Raw genomic sequence first — 16049 nt, 5'->3', positions numbered from 1 at the left:
CGACACGGGCGGTTTCTGGAGGCTTCATGCACTCGCTGTCCGCCACGCCGTCCCCGGCCACCGCCCAGGTGATGCCGCCCTCGGTCAACTTCCACCTGTGGGAGCCGTGCAACATGCGTTGCCGGTTCTGCTTCGCCACCTTCCAGGATGTCCGCAAGGACGTGCTCCCCAAGGGGCACCTTCCCAAGCAGGAGGCGCTGAAGCTCGTGGAGCTGTTGGCGCTCCGCTTCCAGAAGATCACCTTCGCGGGAGGCGAGCCCCTGCTCTGCCCGTGGTTGCCGGAGCTCGTGGCGGCCGCCAAGGCGCGGGGGGCCACCACGATGCTGGTGACCAATGGCAGCCGCCTGGATGCGGACACCCTCGCGCGCCTCCACGGCGTGATGGATTGGGTGACGCTCAGCATCGACAGCATGTCACCCCAGACGCACGCCGCGCTCGGGAGGGCCGTCCACGGCAAGGCGCTGCCGGTCGAGCACTACCTGACGCTCGCGGAGCGGATCCGCGCGGCGGGAATGCGCCTCAAGGTGAACACGGTCGTCACGAACCTGAACGCGGGTGAGGACCAGACGGCGTTCCTCCGGGAGTTGCGGCCTGAGCGCTGGAAGCTGCTGCGCGTCCTCAGCGTCGAGGGACAGAACACCGGCAAGGTGGAACCTCTGTTCTGCCCCAGGGAGGACTTCGACGCGTTCGTCGCCCGCCATCGCGGCCTGGAGCATGACGGCATCGTCCTGGTGCCCGAAGACAACGAAGACATGCGTGGCAGCTACGCGATGGTCGATCCGGCGGGCCGATTCTTCGACAACGTCCAGGGAGGCCATCGCTACAGCGCCCCCATCCTCCAGCATGGCCTGGATGCCGCGTGGTCCCAGGTCCAGTTCTCCATCGATCGCTTCGTCGGTCGAGACGGTTTCTACGCGTTCGGAGGTGAGTCATGAACCCGGCCTCCAGCCTGGTGTGCCTCGCGGGAGTCTCCGGCGCGGGCAAGGACACGCTGGGCGGCTTCCTGGCGAAACAGTATGGGTTCGAGCGGGTCGCGCTCGCGGACCCCATCAAGGCGGCGCTGATGGGCCTGCTCCAACTCGATCCCACGCAGCTCTGGGGGGAGCGCCGCAACGAGGTGGATCCCCGGTTCGGCCGCGCGCCCCGGGAGCTCTACCAGCGGTTCGGCCAGGCATGCCTGGAGCTGGATCCCGAGGTCTGGCTGCGGCCCTTCCGGATGCGAGTCGAAGCCATCCGCCGCGCGGGAGGACGTGTCGTCTGCACGGACTTGCGGACCCAGGCGGAATGGCGGGCCGCTCGGGAGCTGGGAGCCACCATCTGGCTGATTGAAAGGCCCGGCGCGGGCGCTCCCGGTGCATTGTCGCATCACGCCACGGAGAGGGAACTCCTGGGGCTCGACCGGAGTTCATTCGACGCCGTCTTGAGGAATGACGGCTCACCCGAGGCCCTGTACCTCACCGTGAAACGCATGCTGGAAGGGGCCGTCAGCGCGCCGGCCCCTTGAAGGCATCCGGGCTTCGCTCACAGCGTCGTCGGCACCGGCACTTCGTCCGCGGGAGCGGGTGCCGGAGCCGGCGCGGGCGTCTCATCCTGGATCACAGGCGAATTCAGGGTCCACGAATAGCCATACCGCGCCCCGAGCAGCCGGTACGTCGCGCGCTTCCCGCAGCCCACGACGCCCGTGGTGACGCGGTCCAGCTTGGACGCCTGGAGCTCCGCCTTCCCGCAGCCCATGTCGAACTCGGCGCGGAGCCTCACGTCCGGAATCCAGGCGCACTGTCCCATGATGCAGCGCAGCTCGTAGACGCCCTCGGTGTTGCAGCCGATCATCCGGTACTGGTTCTCACCCAGGTACTGCGGCGTCAGCGCCTCCTGGCACTGGAGATCCCGGGCGGCGATCTTCTCCAGGTTCGCGTAGCGCTTGGAGTTGATGGACGGTCCCATCTGGGAGAAGTCCACCTTGCCGTGGCTCCGGCGGCCCCCGCAGCCCGCCACCAGGAACGCCACGCCAACGCCAACAAACGACAGTCGAAGGAGGTTCATGGGCGCCCATCTACTCCAGGGCCTGACGCGCTTTCCAGCCCGCCCCTCGTCAAACACAAGGAGCCGCCCCACCGCGCAGGCAGGACGGCTCCCAGGTCAGCGCCGGCGCGTCACTGCATCGACAGGGCCCAGGTGTAGCTGCCGTTCGAGCCCAGCCCGACCAGCGTCGTCTTGCACGTGGCGGTGGTGCTGCCCCGCGACGTGGCCGAACCACTCGGCGTCCAGTAGCCGGACGTCCCCAGGATCGGATTGGGCGGTGTCCAGAGGCTGCTCATGTAGAAGCGACAGGTCTTGCTGCCGCTCGTGTAGTCGAAGGCCACTGCGGAGTTCTGGCCACAGTCGGTCTGGTGCACCCCGGACGTCGAGTTGGCAGCCACCGAGCTCAGCGCCGGAATGACGGAGCCACAGCCGTTGAAGTAGGAAGTGGTGATCGCGCTGGTCGTGATCTTGTTCTGCACCGTGAACGTCAGAGTCGCCGCGTGCGCGGAACCCATGCCCAGCGCCGACACCGCGAACGCAGCCACCACCGTCAAGCTTTTCATGGACAGCCCCCAAGGAAGGGGAATCGCTTCCCCAGAATCAGTTAAGCGATCCCAGGGAGCCTTGTCCAGACATCCAACGCTTGGACAGCCATGCAACGGATTGCGAGGAAAATTCTCGCCCGGCTCACTCCCCCTCCTGAGTCAGGCTTGAATCTCCTACCGCCAATCGTGGTCAGGCCCGACTCACGAGCCTCCCTTCAATGACAGACATCCCCACGTCGCGTCAGGGCGGGGACGCCTCCACACTCCCGGGCAGCAGATCCGCCAGCAGCATCTGCTCCTCACTGGGCGAGAGGTCGTAGTGGCGGGCTGCCTCCGTGATGATCTCAATCAAGGGGGTGCCCGGTTCGTCGGCCCTCCGCATCGCGATCCTCCGGGCGGCGCTGCGCAGCGCCGCTCCCCTGGGACGAAAACTCTCACGCATGACGACACCTCACTGGACAGGGTGACCGCACCATGCGGCCCCTCTCTTCACGGTTCGGACATGCGCGCGCCGTTGCAACGAGCGATGACGGGAAGTGGGAGCAGGCGCTCCCCGTCAGCCCCCGCCTGCGGGAAGCGGGCGGCTCGCAGGGCGGCGCGTGCCTTCCTCTGGATTCGCGAGCGCTTCAGCTTTGGGGTCGGACCCCACTCCGAGGAACGAGGAACCAGACATGGCAGCGCAAGACATCCCTGGCACCGGGCAGCAGGCAGGAAGCCCCATGCACCGCAGGACGGACATCCCGCTCGACGAGCGCCGCCGCATGCGCCACGAGTCCCGCACGTCGCAGACCTACAAGGCCTTCCTCAGGTACCTGCGCGACGTAGGCCAGTTCGAGAGCGAGCAGGCCGCCCAGCAAGCCGCCTTCTCCGTGCTGTGCGTGCTGGAGCAGCGCCTCTTCGGCGAGGAGGACAACGACCTGGAGGCCCAGTTGCCGCACAAGCTGCGCGAGCTCCTGGTGCGGTGCGACCGCCACGAGTCCGGACCGCCGCCCCACAAGTTCGGCCGGGAGGAGATGCTGGCGATGGTCGCCACGGACCTGGCCGTGGACGCGGACGACGCGGAGTCCATCGTCCGCGCGGTCTTCAGCGCCGTCCAGGCGCAGATCTCCGAGGGTGAGAGCGACGACATCGCGGGCGAGCTGCCAACAGACATCCGCGAACTGTGGGCGCGCCCCATGTGAGGCGGCTCAGGCCGCGGAGACCACCGTGCCCTGCGCCAGGGCGCACAGCGTCTCCGCGCCATCCTTCACGGCGAAGACCTCACACTGACACACGGCCTGCCGCTTGCCGGCGGCCTTCGCCTGGGCCCGCGCGATGAGCAGCGAGCCCACGGCGGGCTTCAGGTAGTTGATCTTGTACTCGGAGGTCAGCGCGTTGCCGCCCAGCGCCAGGCCCCCGGCGAACGTGATGGCGTTGTCCGCCAGGTAGCTGAGCACGCCCCCGTGGACGAAGCCGTGCTGCTGCTTCAGGTGGTCCACGATGAGCAGCCGCAGCTCCGCGCTTCCAGGTCCGGAGCTGGCGAGCTGCGCGCCAATGAACTGGCTGAAGGGCTGCGACGCGAACACCTGCTGAGCGAACGCCTGAAGGTCATCCATGCGTCCACCAGAACATCGATGGACGCAGCCCTCAACCCCTGCAATCTACCCCTCCGCCGGAGCCGGCGCGTTCACCGGTTCGGGCGGCTCCACGGGGGGTTTGACGATGAGCTGCTCCAGCGTGGGGCGCTTCGGCTTCTCGAACGGGGCCAGCTTCACCGGCTTCGCCGTGCGCGCGGACTCCTGCAACGCGACGATGACGCGCACGTCCGCCAGGCCTTCGATGCCGTTGGGCTCCGGATCCCTGTCCTCCAGGACGCACTTGGAGAAGTAGATGAGCTCCGGCGCGAACTGGTCGCTGTTCTTGAACGTCCGCGTCTCCGTCTCCCCTCCCACCGTCAGCTCGTGCTGGATGTCCGTGCCGTAGCCGAAGCCGTGCTTCACCAGCAGGTCCCCCTCCGTGCCCACCACCCGGTAGCTCGACACCGCCGAGGCCTCGTGGCTGATGGCGAACTGCGCCACCCTCCCGTTCGGGAAGCGCATCAGCGCGAACGCGGAGGCGTCCACGCCGTGGAAGCGCCCGTCCCGGCCTCCTCCCGTGAAGGCGAACACCTCGCGCGGCTCGTCGCGGAAGAGGTAGCGCGCGGCGTTGATGGGATACGGCCCCTCGTCCAGCAGCGCCCCGCCTCCCACGTCCACTCGCGTGCGGATGTCCCCTTCGCGCACCTGCTGCGTCAGCGTCCCCGTGAACACCAGCGGGTCCCCCAGCCGCCCTGAACGCACCAGCTCGATGGCGCGGAGGTTCGCCTCTTCAAAATGGAGCCGGTAGGCGACCATCAGCTTCACGTCGTTCTCGTTCGTGGCGCGGATCATCGCCTCGCAGTCGTCCACCGACGTCGCCATCGGCTTCTCGCAGAGGACGTGCACCCCGACGCGGGCCGCCCGCTCCGTGAAGGACCGGTGCATCGTGTTGGGCAGCACGATGTAGACCGCGTCCGCCTTCGAGTCGCGCAACACCTGCTCGAAGTTCTCGTAGCCCCCCACGTGCTCCACGCCGTACCGCTCCTGGAGCGCGGCCCGCTTCGCCCTGTCGGAGGAGATGATGGCCACCAGCTCGGAGTTCTCCACCGCGTGCTGGAACGCCGGCAGGATGGCCACCTGCGCGAGGTTGCCCGCCCCCACCACCGCGTACCGCACCCGCCTGGATGTCTCCTGCGCCATGACGCACCTCTCCCGTGGTGAGCCTCTACGCTGGTGACGCGCCGGGCCAGCCAGCAAGCCGCGCCCGTCCCTGCGGTGCAGGGGCCGCATGACGGGCAGGCAGCCAGACACCCAGGCTTTCGCGCGGCGCGCATCCGGCCTATGCCGTCCCCCATGCCCTTCATGAAGATGCTCGCCCGCCTTGGCATCGGCAGCGCGCGCGTGGACACCCGCCTGGAACACGACACCGTGCGCGCGGGCGGCGACCTGCGCGGACTCGTCCACGTCCAGGGCGGCCACACACCCCAGCGCATCGACCGCATCGAACTTCACCTGATGGCGCAGTACCTCCAGCGCGACAACGACCGCCTCAGCGCGCTCAACGCCGTCGTTCGCACCTGGCGCGTCTCCAACCCCTTCACCCTCCAGCCCCGCGAGGAGCGGGAGATCCCCTTCTCCCTGCGCATCCCCGCCCACACGCCCACCACCGAACGCGGCACGCCCGTGTGGATCAAGACGGCGCTCGACATCGACAACGCCCTCAACCCCGAGGACAGCGACCGCGTCCACGTCCTGCCCCACCCGTCCCTCCAGACCGTGCTCGAAGCCGTGCAGCACCTGGGCTTCCAGTGGCACAACTCCTACTGCGAGGCCGGCCCGCCCCTCGGCCGCGACGAGCCCTTCGTGCAGGAGCTGGAGTTCCACGCCGGCCCGGAGTGGAGCGGCCCGCCGCGCTCGCTCGCCCTGCTGCCCTTCCCCGGGGAAGAGACGCTGGAGCTGGTCCTCGACCTGGACCGCGGCCCCCGGGGCCTCACGTCCCTCCTGGAGGGCACGGCGCTGGACGGCGGCCGGCGGCGGCGGCTGGTGCTGTCCCACGCGGACCTGTCCTCGGGGGCAGGGGCCGTCGCTGCGCTGTTGACCCCACACCTCCGCGAAGGGACGTAAAAGCCCGGAAGGCCCGGCCCTTCGTAAAGGCCTGGACGCACCTGACGTCCCCAGTCCTCCTCCCGGGCGCGGAAGTGGTACAAGCCGCCGTGTGAAAGCTCCCCCGCCTCCCGCTGCCCCCGAAACCCCCACCTTCGACGCCCTCGGGCTCAAGCCCGAGCTCGTCGAGGCGTTGACGACGCTCGGCTACGAAGAGCCCACTCCCATCCAGGCCGCCGCGCTCCCGCCGCTGCTGGCCCAGAAGGACCTGCTGGGCATCGCCGCCACGGGCACCGGCAAGACGGCCGCGTTCTCGCTTCCGCTCCTCCAGCACCTGAAGCCCGGCGCCGCCGCGCCGCACGGCACCTCCGCGCTGGTGCTCGTGCCCACGCGCGAGCTGGCCATGCAGGTGTCCGAGGCCATCCACCGCTACGGCCAGAAGCTGGGCGTCAGCGTGCTCCCGCTCTACGGCGGCCAGGAGATCGGCCGGCAGTTGCGCGTGCTCAAGCGCGGCGTGGACGTCATCGTCGCCACGCCGGGCCGCGCGCTGGATCACCTGCGCCGCAAGACGCTGAAGCTGGACCAGGTGCAGACCGTGGTCCTGGACGAAGCGGACGAGATGCTCGACATGGGCTTCGCGGACGACCTGGAGGCCATCCTCTCGGAGACGCCCGAGCAGCGGCAGACGGCGCTCTTCTCCGCCACCCTGCCCCCGCGCATCGCCAGCATCGCGGAGCGCCACCTGCACGAGCCGGTGCGCGTGCGCATCGCGAAGGAGAAGCTGGAGGCCGGGGAGATGCCGCGCGTCCGGCAGACGGCCTACATCGTGCCGCGCGCGTTCAAGATCGCCACGCTGGGGCGCGTGCTGGACCTGGAGTCCCCCACCGCCGCCATCGTGTTCTGCCGCACCCGCACGGAAGTGGATGAACTCACCACGTCCCTCAACGGCCGGGGCTGGCGCGCGCACGCGCTGCACGGCGGCATGAGCCAGGAGCAGCGCGACCGCGTCATCAAGCAGTTCAAGTCGCAGGCGGCGGACCTGCTCATCGCCACGGACGTCGCGGCGCGAGGCCTGGACATCCCCCGGCTGACGCACGTGGTGAACTTCGACGTGCCCAACGCGCCGGAGGCCTACGTGCACCGCATCGGCCGCACGGGCCGCGCGGGCCGCGAGGGCGTGGCCATCACCCTGCTGGAGCCCCGCGAGCACCGGCTCCTGCGCAACATCGAGCGGCTCACCGGCCAGCGCATCGAGGTCTCCGCGGTCCCCACCGTGTCGGACCTGCGCGCGCGCCGGCTGGAGATGATCCGCTCGTCGCTGCGCGAGGCGCTGGTGGCCGGGGAGCTGGACGCGTTCCGCGGCATCGCGGAGGACCTGTCCGGCGAGTTCAGCGTCATGGACGTGGCCGCCGCCGCCATCAAGCTCCTCCAGGAGAAGGAGGACGAGGGCAAGGACACCGCCGAGCAGGAGATTCCCCAGGTGTCGGCGCCGGCGGAGCGCAAGTTCCCGCGCGCCGAGCGCTCCGGGCCTCCGGGCCGCTTCGCCGACCGCGGCGCTGAGCGCCCGTCGCGAGGCTCCCGCACCGCCGACCGGGCCGAGCGCGGAGAGCGCGCCGAGCGCGGCGAACGATCCGAGCGGGCCCCCGCGCGTCCCCAGCGCGCGCCGGAGTGGAACGTCACGCGCCTGTTCATCGGCGCGGGCCGCACCGCGGGCATGCGGCCCGCGGACCTGGTGGGCGCCATCGCGGGCGAGGCGGGGCTCGACTCCTCGCGGATCGGCGCGATCCACATCGCGGACATGTACTCCATCGTGGAGGTGCCGGAGCCGGACGCCGCGCGCATCATCTCCGCGCTGAAGGGCTCCACGCTGCGCGGCCGCAAGGTCACCGTGCGCCGCGACACCCGCGACTGACGTCCCGGCGGCGTCACCGGCCCGCTGTCACGGCGGGCTGGTGCGGCACCCGCATCAGGGCGCTTCCGGGTCCATGTCCCCCGCGCGCCCCAGCAGCAGCGGCGACGCGAGCCGGCTCTCCGGGTGCATGCGCAGGAGCGTGTGGATGACGCCGCCCAGCCCCGCCATCAGGCCGGGGGAGAAGGCGTCCCGGGCAAGCCCCGCCACCGGGCCGCGCGCCTCCAGCCCGGAGATGAGCTCCGCGTCCAGCGTCTCCCGGTCCGGCCCGAGCGGCTCCGAGCCCAGGCGCCGCGCCGTCTCCAGCAGCTCCCACACCCCCAGGTCGCCGTGGCACAGGGTGTGGGTCCAGCCGAAGCCCTCGCGCACGGCCGCGGCGCGGGCCCGCTGGAACAGGTCCTGGTAGCGCGGCATCCCCGTGCGCGCGAAGAGGTCCGCCGCGGCCAGGCCGATGCCCGTGCTCCCGTGGCACCAGCTCGTCAGTTGATCCGTCGCGTCCGGGCGGCGCAGGTCCGTCCAGTTGCCCAGGTCCTGCCGGTAGAGCCCGTCCACGAAGTCGAAGGCGCGCTCGGCCAGGCTGCGCCACCGCCGCCGGTCCGCCGCCGTCCCCGCCGCGCTCAGGCCCAGCCGGGCCAGCGCCCAGGCGATGCCCGCCGTGCCGTGCGCGAAGCCGCCCAGGGGCTCCGGGAACATCGACGTGGACCACCGCGCGTCCCCCGCCACGCTCCGCGCCGTGTCCTCCAGCCGCCGCCCCGCGTGCGCCGCCAGCTCCAGCCACCTCGGGTCCCCCGTCTGGTCCACCAGGTTGAGCAGCGGGACGATGACGCCCGCCGCGCCGCCCAGCACCTCCAGCAGCCCGTCCGCGTCCAGCACCTGGGGCGTCAGCGCCGCCGCGCGCTCGCGAGCCCGGTCCAGCGCGCCGGGGAAGGTGCCCAGGTCGTGCAGCGTGGACCAGATCCACACCTGCGACGCGAGCCCGGCGAAGCCCCCCGGGGACTTCACCGGCACGCGGTCCTCCGTGGCGCGCAGCACCGCGAGCGTGCCGTCCAGCAGCTCGGGCAGCCCCTCCACCGCGTCCGCGCGGCCGTGGTGGACCTCGCGCAGGTACTGGGCCAGCACCACCGCGACGCCGCCCTGCCCGCTGTAGTGCTCGGCGGAGAGCGGCCGCACCGCCCAGCCGTACTCGGCGAGCACCGGGCTGATCCACGTCGCCGTCCCGTCAGGTCCCCGCACGGCCGCGTCGCTCACGCGGCGGACCAGCTTGGAGAGCTGGGCCCGGCGCCGCGCGTCCAGGCGCTCGCGGCGCGCGGGCGTGGCCGGCGCGGGGACGCGCGGAGGCACGGTCTTCTCGTTGAGGTAGGCGCTGATCAACGTGCTCTGGATGGTCATCTCCTCCAGGGATTCGTCCACCGAGCGCCACGCCTCCATCGTGGCGTCGAGCATCCTGCGGGTCACGGGCTGGGTGAACACGGGGATGTCGCCCACGCACAGGTCCGCGAGCTCCTCGTCGATGACGGGCGTCGCGGAGGGCGCGCCGGGGGACACGCCGGCATTCTTGCGCAGCACCTCCCTCGCCCGGGCGTGGGCCTTGGGCGCGTCGTACAGCGAGGCCGGGTGCCAGAGCATGCGCAGCAGCTCCGCGTACGTCTGCGTGGGCCGCAGGATGCGCCGGACCACCGCGCCCGTGAACGGCTCCAGCAGCGGGCGCAGCCCCCCGTACGCGTCCAGCGCCTTCATCCGCGCGGTCACCTCGTGGAAGCCCTCCACGACCTGGTCCCAGTGCCGCGCGAGCACGGGGTCCGGGCTGGGGTGGTTCTTCGCGTGCGGGCGCTCCAGCAACGTCATGCCCAGGCGGGCGCGGTCCGTGCCGCCGCCGACGATGAGCGGCGCCGGGACGCGCGGCTGCTGCCCCGGGAGCGACCCCGCCGCGGAGATGTCCAGGCCGCCCAGGCCCGGGCCCTCGCTGCGCACGGGGAGCAGGCCCGTGCGCAGGACGGTGCCACGGATGGCCTTGGCGGCCAGGTCCACCGCGAGCCCGCGCTCCGCCGGAGGCACGGGCGGATCCGGGGCGAAGAGGCTCTCCACGTCCACCACCACGGGCACCGGCCCGTGCGCGATGAGGTTCTCCGAGTGCAGGTCCGTGCCGCCCAGCAGGCGCATCACCGCGAGCCAGTGGCCCAGGTTCCGGTAGAAGCGCGCGAGCTCGGCTTCGCTCGTGCAGAAGCGGTGCTCCACGAACTCCGCCCAGCCATAGCCCGCGCGCACCAGCACGGCTGGCACGCGGATCCGCGTGGCTTCGGCGTCCGGTGCCAGCACGCGCGCGAGCAGGCCCTCCAGCGCGCGATCCACGCGCATGCAGCGGGGCTTGTAGAGCACCGTGCCCGCCTCCAGGTCCAGCAGCGCCACCGTCTGGCCGCCCCGGTGGGCATCCCCCTCCCCCAACCTCAGGCGCTTCAGCGCGCCGCGAGGACGCCCGGGCAGGTCCGTCAGCGACTCCCGGTCCGCGACGAACCGCTCCGCCAGCCGCAGCACCGCCTGGGTCTGGAGCCGGCCCAGCGTCGCCAGCCGGTCCAGGAGCGGCGGGTAGCGTCCGCGCAGGTGCGCGTGGAAGTCGGAGGCGCAGGCCATCTCCAGGAACCGGGCCCACCGCCCCGGGGAGTCCGCGGCGTCGAGCCGTCCCTCCAGCGACGCGGCGTGCAGCTCCAGGAGGAGCACGCGGTTGAGCTTGAGCTGGGCGCTGAAGCCCAGCGTCTCCCGGGCCGCGGCCTCCACCACGCCGCGCTCCGCCGGGGAGAGGCCCTCCATCCGGGACAGCCGCTCCGCGAGCGAGTCCAGATGCGGCGCCAGCAGGACGTTCACGGGGCGCGCGAGCCATCCCTCGGGAGGGACCTCGGCAGCCATCGACGCTTCCTCGTGGACCATGAGGGGGCTCCCTGGGGGTGGGAAAGACGGAAGACCCTCCGGCACCGCGCACGGCGCCGGAGGGGAGATTCATGCGGACGGGGGTCCGCGATGGATCAACAGCAGAAGCCGGTGGTGGAGGCGCTGCAGCTGCTGCAGCCCGTGTTCTCCACGAGGTTGGACTCCGTGAGCGCCTGCTCCGTGCGCTGACCTCCCACGAACACCGGGCCCGCCGGGTTCGTCAGGCCATGGGACTCCTCATCACCGGACAGCCAGCCCTGCACGACATCCTGGACCGAGGCCTTCATCGTCATGAGTGCTCTCCCTTGCGGCCGGACCCGCATGGCGAGGGGTGCCATGTGCGCCGGACGCGGAGCGAACGTGAACACAGACACGCCCCGCAATGCCAGACGCACCGGGCCAAACAAATACATTTCATCGCGACTTGCGCTTGCACGCCACAAGTCCAGCGAGGCTCGAATGGGGCGTAAGGGATTGCCCCCATGAATCAGACAGGCCCCTGTCCAGGAGGACGAGGAGACCGTGGACCAGGTGACAGGGCTGCCTCCGGGTCGCAGCGCGAGCCCGCCACGCGACACCCGCCTCCCCGAACGCCGGGGGCCGGACAGCCGGGCCCCTGACCGCTCTTTCCAGGTCGGCGGGGACGCCTAGGATGGCGGGGAGGAGGTGAACGTGGAGCGCTCCATCACCAACCCGGAGGACCCGCTGGTCTTCAACGGGATTGATGGCGTCACCGGGCAGTACCTGGTGCCGCCCGTCGCGTTGCCCGCGGCCGCGGAGGTGGCGGAGCCTCGGGGCGAGGCCTTCGCGGCGTGGAGGAAGTGGCTCGAACTCCTCCCCATGCGGCTGAGCTTCGGCCTGCCGCCCGACGCGCCGCCGGAGGACTACACGAAGTCCGGCTGGGGCGTGGTGTTCGCCGCGTCCGCCTCCGACGAGCTCCGCAAGAGCCTGGAGCCGCTCCTCGCCCACCGGCGCGAGCGCGTGGAGGAAGCGGACCGGTGCCACGTGCTCACCTACCAGCCCGGTGAGACGGCGCATCAGTTCCTGGAGCGGCACGGGGCGCCCATCGGCGACGTGGAGCCGACGGTCGTCCCCTACTACCTCCTGCTCGTCGGCGGGCCTGACGTCATCCCCTTCGACGTGCAGCACTCGCTCTCCCTGTCGTACGCCGTGGGGCGGCTCTCCTTCGACACGCCCGCGGAGTACGCGCGCTACGCGGACAGCGTGGTGGCGTATGAAACAGGCACCTCCGTGCCCAATCACCGGCAGGTGAGCTGGTGGGGACCCAAGCACCCCGGGGACCGCTCCACGGAGCTCAGCGCGGACAGCCTCGTCGCGACGCTGGCCCGCGGCGCGCCGCTGGATCAGCCTCCCCAGCCGGCGAAGACGATCGCCGCGAAGGTCCGCTTCGTCAGCCGGGACGCCATCGAGGACGACGCGACCCGCGAGTGGCTGCTGGCCGCGCTCCACGGCCGGGACGTGCGCCCGGCGGTCCTCTTCACCGCGTCCCATGGCGTGGGCTTCAAGGCGAATGACCCGCTCCAGCTCGCCAAGCAGGGCGCGCTGCTGAGCCAGGACTGGGCGGGCTTTGGCGCGATGGCCCCCGCGCACTACGTGGCGGCGTCGGACATCCAGGACGACGCGCGGCTGCACGGCCTGGTTGCGTTCTTCTTCGCCTGCTTCGGCATGGGGACGCCCGCGCAGGACGAGTTCCCGCTCACGGCCTCCCGCGGCGGCGAAGCGCTCGCGAGCGCGCCCTTCGTCGCGGCCCTGCCCCGGCGGCTGCTGGCCCATCCCAACGGCGGCGCGCTGGCGGTCATCGGCCACGTGGAGCGGGCCTGGGGCTTCTCCATCAAGCCCCTGCAGATGACCCAGACGACCACCCACCCGTTCCGCAACACGCTCTGGAAGATCATGAGCGGCATGCCGGTGGGCCACGCGCTGAAGGACTTCCGCGACCGGTTCTCCGCCGCCAACAACATCCTGCTGACCCACCTGGACGCCAACACGTCCAACGGCAAGCTCGCGCCGCGCGAGCTGCTGCACCGGTGGATCGAACGCAACGACGCTCGCAACTACGTGGTGCTCGGCGATCCCGCCGCGAGCATCCGGCACAACGACCTGCAGGCGCTTCCCTGAAAGGAGCATCGACCCATGCGAACGCTCATTCTCAGCGATCTCCACCTCGGCAACGGCGGCCCCTACGACATCTTCGCGGGCGCCGCCGAACTGCCCGCCCTCTTCGACTCCTTCACCCGCACGCCCACCCACGTCGTCCTCAACGGGGACAGCTTCGACTTCCTGCTCAACGACGACCCGCTGGCGGTGGATCCCCAGCGGACGCTGGAGCAGGCCCGCGCGCTGGTGACGTCCGCGCAGACGGCGCCCGCGTTGAAGGCGCTCGGGCGGGTGCTGGCCTCGGGGGGGCGGGCGACGATGGTGGTGGGCAACCACGACCTGGAGCTGGCGCTGCCGGACGTCCAGGAGGTGATCCGCTCCGCGCTGGGACAGCCCGGGGAGATCGCTTCGCGGCTGGAGTTCCGGGACGGCACGGCGCCTTTGCAACTGGAGGTCGGCGGCTCACGCGTGCTCGTCACCCACGGCGAGCACACCGACGTGGCGAACCGCATCGACTACGCGTCGCTCCTGTCGGCCGAGCGGGCGGACCGCTTCCGCTATCCGCCGGGCTCGGTGCTGGTGAAGACGCTGCTCAACCCGCTCAAGCACCAGCACCGGATGCGGTACATGGACCTGCTCAAGCCGGACTTCGAGGGCGCGGTGATGGTGGCGCTCGGCGTGAAGCCTGACGCGCTCAGGGTCCTGTTCAACGCGGGGACGCTCACGCTCATCCGGCGCCTGCTGGAGAACCGGGGCCTCGCGCCGGCCTTCGCGCTCGAACCGATGGACGCGGTGGGGGCTTCGGACGCGGACGCGCGCCTGGCGCGCAGCCTGGCGCGGGTGGACCTGAAGGACGACGAGGTGGACGCGCTGCTGTCGGCGCTCGACCCGGAGAAGCTCAACGCCTTCGACAACCCGGAGGCCCTGGGCCGTGCCCGGCTGAAGCTGGCCAAGGCGGGGTTCGCGTTCTACGCCCGGCTGCACCGCTCGGTCGCGGGCAGGACCGGCACGGACTACTTCGCCTTGGAGCCCGGAAAGGATGAGCTCGCGGAGACCGCGCGGCTGGGCAGGAAGTACAACCCGCAGGCGGTGGTAATGGGCCACACGCACGCGGCCCGCTGGCACGAGGGCGAAGGCCCCCTCTACGCCAACACCGGCACGTGGATCTCCCTGCTGCGGCTGCCCGCCCCGGAGGCCTCCGACGAGGAATGGGGCGAGTACCTCGCGGAGCTCCAGCTCAATCCGTCGCTGGAGCCGGCGAAGCAGAAGCACGCGAAGCTGGAGCAGCGCTTCACCTTCGTGGAGGTGGAGCCCCACGTTTCAGCGAAGGGCGCGACGCTGCGGCTGGCGCAGTGGACGGCTCAGGGCCCGAAGACGCTGCGCAGCGCGGAGCTCCCGGCCGGGAGCTGAGGTCCGCGCTCAGCGGGAGAGCTGGGGACGGTCCGCCACGGCGGACAGCCCCCCGTGCAGCAGGGCCAGCACCACGGCCACCCCGAGCATGTACGGGGCGATGAACTGAAGGCCCCAGCGCTCCGCGATGACACCCGCGAGGCTGGGCAGCGCCGCGACGCCCGTCGTCGCCGCGCTGACCTGGAAGCCCACCGCGTGCGCGGAGACGTCCAGCCCCACGCGGCGCGGCGTCTCCGACATCAGGGCCGGGAAGATGGGCGCCAGCGCCAACCCCAGCAGCGCGAGCCCCAGCGCGGGCGGCACGGAGGGGAGCGCGAACAGGGCCGCGCCCGCCACGGCCAGCACGGTGCTCGCGCGCAGCATCCGCACGGGCCCGATGTGTTCGACGACGAAGCCGGAGAGGACGCGGCCCACCAGCAGGCTGCCCCAGTAGAGGCTCACGCAGGTGCCCGCGGCGGCGGTGTGCAGGCCCCGGCCTTCGGTGAGCACGGTGAAGCTCCACTGGCCCGCCGTCACCTCCACGCCCGTGTAGAAGAAGAACGTGAAGATCTGCAGCCACACGCGGGGCCGGCGCACGGCCTCCATCGCGGAAGCGGTGGGCACCTCCGCACGAGGCTCCTCGCCCGGCGCTCCCACCGGCGCGTCCCACGAACGGCGCATCACCAGGAACGTCAGCGCCAGCGTCCCCAGGACCCCGGCGAGGACGGCATAGCCGGTCCTCCAATGCGCGCCCCGAGCGAGCAGCGCGGTCATCAACACCGGGCCCATCGCGGCGCCCACACTGTAGGCGGCGTGCAGCCAGCTCATGTGCTTGGGACCGAAGTTCTGGGCCGCGTAGTTGTTGAGCGCGGAGTCGATGGCGCCCGAACCGAAGCCGATGAAGCACGCGGCGGCGAGGAACAGCACGAACAGGGGCACCGTGGCGTAGCCCGTGAGCCCCAGCGCCACGGAGCCGGTGCTCAGCGCCAGCAGCAGCCCCAGATTCATCGCGCGCATCAGCCGGCCCGCGAACAACCCGGAGATGAAGTAGGCGACCGCGGCCGTCGCCAGGATGGAGCCCATCGCCGCCTGCGACAGGCCGAACGTGCTTCGCAGTGAAGGCCACGCGACCCCGAGCACCGCGTCCGGCAACCCCAGGCTGACGAACGCCAGGTAGGCAAGCGTGAGAAGCGCGGGACGCGGACGGGGCACGGGCGAAGACGGGCTCACGCGGCGCACCGTAGATCGCGGCCCGGCATCCCGTGGGGACAACCCCGTCACATTTCCCACCGGGGTCTTGACCTTGACACCCGTGGCAGGCCCGAAGCTCTCGACCATGGAGTCTTCAGGCATGAGAAGGAAAGAACCCAGCCGGGACGCCCCGCCGGGAGCGGACCGCAGAAAACCTGTCCGACTGGAGGTCTGCGCGGAATAAGCAGTCCTACGAGCCGCATAGAGGTGGGGTGACATCGCAAGAAGAAGCCC

General features: G+C 71.2%; 14 protein-coding genes. 7 read left to right on the top strand and 7 right to left on the bottom strand.

Annotated features, from left to right (window positions below):
- Window positions 1-26 precede the first annotated feature (26 nt).
- Window positions 27-935 carry a viperin family antiviral radical SAM protein gene (locus tag K8612_RS23555; RefSeq protein WP_223763941.1) on the top strand — a complete coding sequence of 303 codons (909 nt, stop codon included), beginning with the start codon at window positions 27-29 and terminating at the stop codon, window positions 933-935.
- Window positions 932-1504, top strand: coding sequence for a hypothetical protein (locus K8612_RS23550; RefSeq protein WP_223763940.1), 573 nt, complete (start codon window positions 932-934; stop codon window positions 1502-1504). The genes K8612_RS23555 and K8612_RS23550 overlap by 4 nt, the downstream gene beginning before the upstream one ends.
- Before the next feature lie 17 nt (window positions 1505-1521).
- On the opposite strand, the gene K8612_RS23545 is transcribed toward K8612_RS23550, so the two are convergent.
- Together K8612_RS23545 and K8612_RS23540 are read right to left on the bottom strand one after the other, a co-directional pair.
- Complete coding sequence (locus K8612_RS23545) at window positions 1522-2043, bottom strand: hypothetical protein (protein WP_223763939.1); 522 nt, start codon at window positions 2041-2043, stop codon at window positions 1522-1524.
- Window positions 2044-2153: 110 nt separating this feature from the next.
- Window positions 2154-2585, bottom strand: a complete 432-nt coding sequence (locus K8612_RS23540; protein WP_223763938.1) for a hypothetical protein — start codon at window positions 2583-2585, stop codon at window positions 2154-2156.
- Window positions 2586-3286: 701 nt separating this feature from the next.
- Here K8612_RS23540 and K8612_RS23535 point away from each other — a divergent pair.
- Window positions 3287-3748, top strand: a complete 462-nt coding sequence (locus K8612_RS23535; RefSeq protein ID WP_223763937.1) for a DUF2267 domain-containing protein — start codon at window positions 3287-3289, stop codon at window positions 3746-3748.
- 6 nt (window positions 3749-3754) lie between these two features.
- Here K8612_RS23535 and K8612_RS23530 read toward each other — a convergent pair whose 3' ends face one another.
- Together K8612_RS23530 and K8612_RS23525 are read right to left on the bottom strand one after the other, a co-directional pair.
- Window positions 3755-4162 (bottom strand): PaaI family thioesterase, encoded by a 408-nt coding sequence (locus K8612_RS23530; protein WP_223763936.1) that lies wholly within the window; start codon window positions 4160-4162, stop codon window positions 3755-3757.
- A gap of 45 nt (window positions 4163-4207) precedes the next feature.
- Window positions 4208-5323, bottom strand: a complete 1116-nt coding sequence (locus K8612_RS23525) for a Gfo/Idh/MocA family protein (protein WP_223763935.1) — start codon at window positions 5321-5323, stop codon at window positions 4208-4210.
- Between the two features lie 153 nt (window positions 5324-5476).
- On the opposite strand from K8612_RS23525, the gene K8612_RS23520 reads away from it, so the two are divergent.
- Window positions 5477-6247, top strand: coding sequence for a sporulation protein (locus K8612_RS23520; RefSeq protein ID WP_223763934.1), 771 nt, complete (start codon window positions 5477-5479; stop codon window positions 6245-6247).
- Window positions 6248-6338: 91 nt separating this feature from the next.
- Window positions 6339-8138 (top strand): DEAD/DEAH box helicase, encoded by a 1800-nt coding sequence (locus K8612_RS23515; RefSeq protein WP_223763933.1) that lies wholly within the window; start codon window positions 6339-6341, stop codon window positions 8136-8138.
- A gap of 54 nt (window positions 8139-8192) precedes the next feature.
- Here the strand turns inward: K8612_RS23515 and K8612_RS23510 are convergent, their stop codons facing one another.
- Both K8612_RS23510 and K8612_RS23505 read right to left on the bottom strand, forming a co-directional pair.
- On the bottom strand, window positions 8193-11036 hold the full coding sequence (locus K8612_RS23510; RefSeq protein WP_223763932.1) for a type 2 lanthipeptide synthetase LanM family protein: 2844 nt from the start codon (window positions 11034-11036) through the stop codon (window positions 8193-8195).
- A 116-nt stretch (window positions 11037-11152) separates the two neighbouring features.
- Window positions 11153-11350 carry a DUF6229 family protein gene (locus K8612_RS23505; RefSeq protein WP_223740160.1) on the bottom strand — a complete coding sequence of 66 codons (198 nt, stop codon included), beginning with the start codon at window positions 11348-11350 and terminating at the stop codon, window positions 11153-11155.
- A 379-nt stretch (window positions 11351-11729) separates the two neighbouring features.
- Between K8612_RS23505 and K8612_RS23500 the strand changes: the two genes are divergently transcribed.
- Both K8612_RS23500 and K8612_RS39340 read left to right on the top strand, forming a co-directional pair.
- The gene (locus tag K8612_RS23500) at window positions 11730-13196 is read left to right on the top strand and encodes a hypothetical protein (RefSeq protein ID WP_223763931.1); all 1467 of its coding nucleotides are present in this window, start codon (window positions 11730-11732) and stop codon (window positions 13194-13196) included.
- A 15-nt stretch (window positions 13197-13211) separates the two neighbouring features.
- Window positions 13212-14585, top strand: a complete 1374-nt coding sequence (locus K8612_RS39340; RefSeq protein ID WP_306799711.1) for a metallophosphoesterase — start codon at window positions 13212-13214, stop codon at window positions 14583-14585.
- A gap of 9 nt (window positions 14586-14594) precedes the next feature.
- Here the strand turns inward: K8612_RS39340 and K8612_RS23490 are convergent, their stop codons facing one another.
- Window positions 14595-15794 (bottom strand): MFS transporter, encoded by a 1200-nt coding sequence (locus K8612_RS23490; protein ID WP_223763930.1) that lies wholly within the window; start codon window positions 15792-15794, stop codon window positions 14595-14597.
- Window positions 15795-16049 lie beyond the last annotated feature (255 nt).

Source organism: Corallococcus sp. AS-1-6 (assembly GCF_020037015.1).
GTDB lineage: Bacteria > Myxococcota > Myxococcia > Myxococcales > Myxococcaceae > Corallococcus.
Note: the sequence above shows the minus strand (reverse complement) of the source record. Positions and strands in the feature narration are given on the sequence as shown.

Coding starts and splice junctions, on each gene's coding strand:
- K8612_RS23555 (WP_223763941.1), top strand. CDS start 27: ATGCACTCGCTGTCCGCCACGCCGTCCCCGGCCACCGCCCAGGTGATG.
- K8612_RS23550 (WP_223763940.1), top strand. CDS start 932: ATGAACCCGGCCTCCAGCCTGGTGTGCCTCGCGGGAGTCTCCGGCGCG.
- K8612_RS23545 (WP_223763939.1), bottom strand. CDS start 2,043: ATGAACCTCCTTCGACTGTCGTTTGTTGGCGTTGGCGTGGCGTTCCTG.
- K8612_RS23540 (WP_223763938.1), bottom strand. CDS start 2,585: ATGAAAAGCTTGACGGTGGTGGCTGCGTTCGCGGTGTCGGCGCTGGGC.
- K8612_RS23535 (WP_223763937.1), top strand. CDS start 3,287: ATGCACCGCAGGACGGACATCCCGCTCGACGAGCGCCGCCGCATGCGC.
- K8612_RS23530 (WP_223763936.1), bottom strand. CDS start 4,162: ATGGATGACCTTCAGGCGTTCGCTCAGCAGGTGTTCGCGTCGCAGCCC.
- K8612_RS23525 (WP_223763935.1), bottom strand. CDS start 5,323: ATGGCGCAGGAGACATCCAGGCGGGTGCGGTACGCGGTGGTGGGGGCG.
- K8612_RS23520 (WP_223763934.1), top strand. CDS start 5,477: ATGCCCTTCATGAAGATGCTCGCCCGCCTTGGCATCGGCAGCGCGCGC.
- K8612_RS23510 (WP_223763932.1), bottom strand. CDS start 11,036: ATGGCTGCCGAGGTCCCTCCCGAGGGATGGCTCGCGCGCCCCGTGAAC.
- K8612_RS23505 (WP_223740160.1), bottom strand. CDS start 11,350: ATGACGATGAAGGCCTCGGTCCAGGATGTCGTGCAGGGCTGGCTGTCC.
- K8612_RS39340 (WP_306799711.1), top strand. CDS start 13,212: ATGCGAACGCTCATTCTCAGCGATCTCCACCTCGGCAACGGCGGCCCC.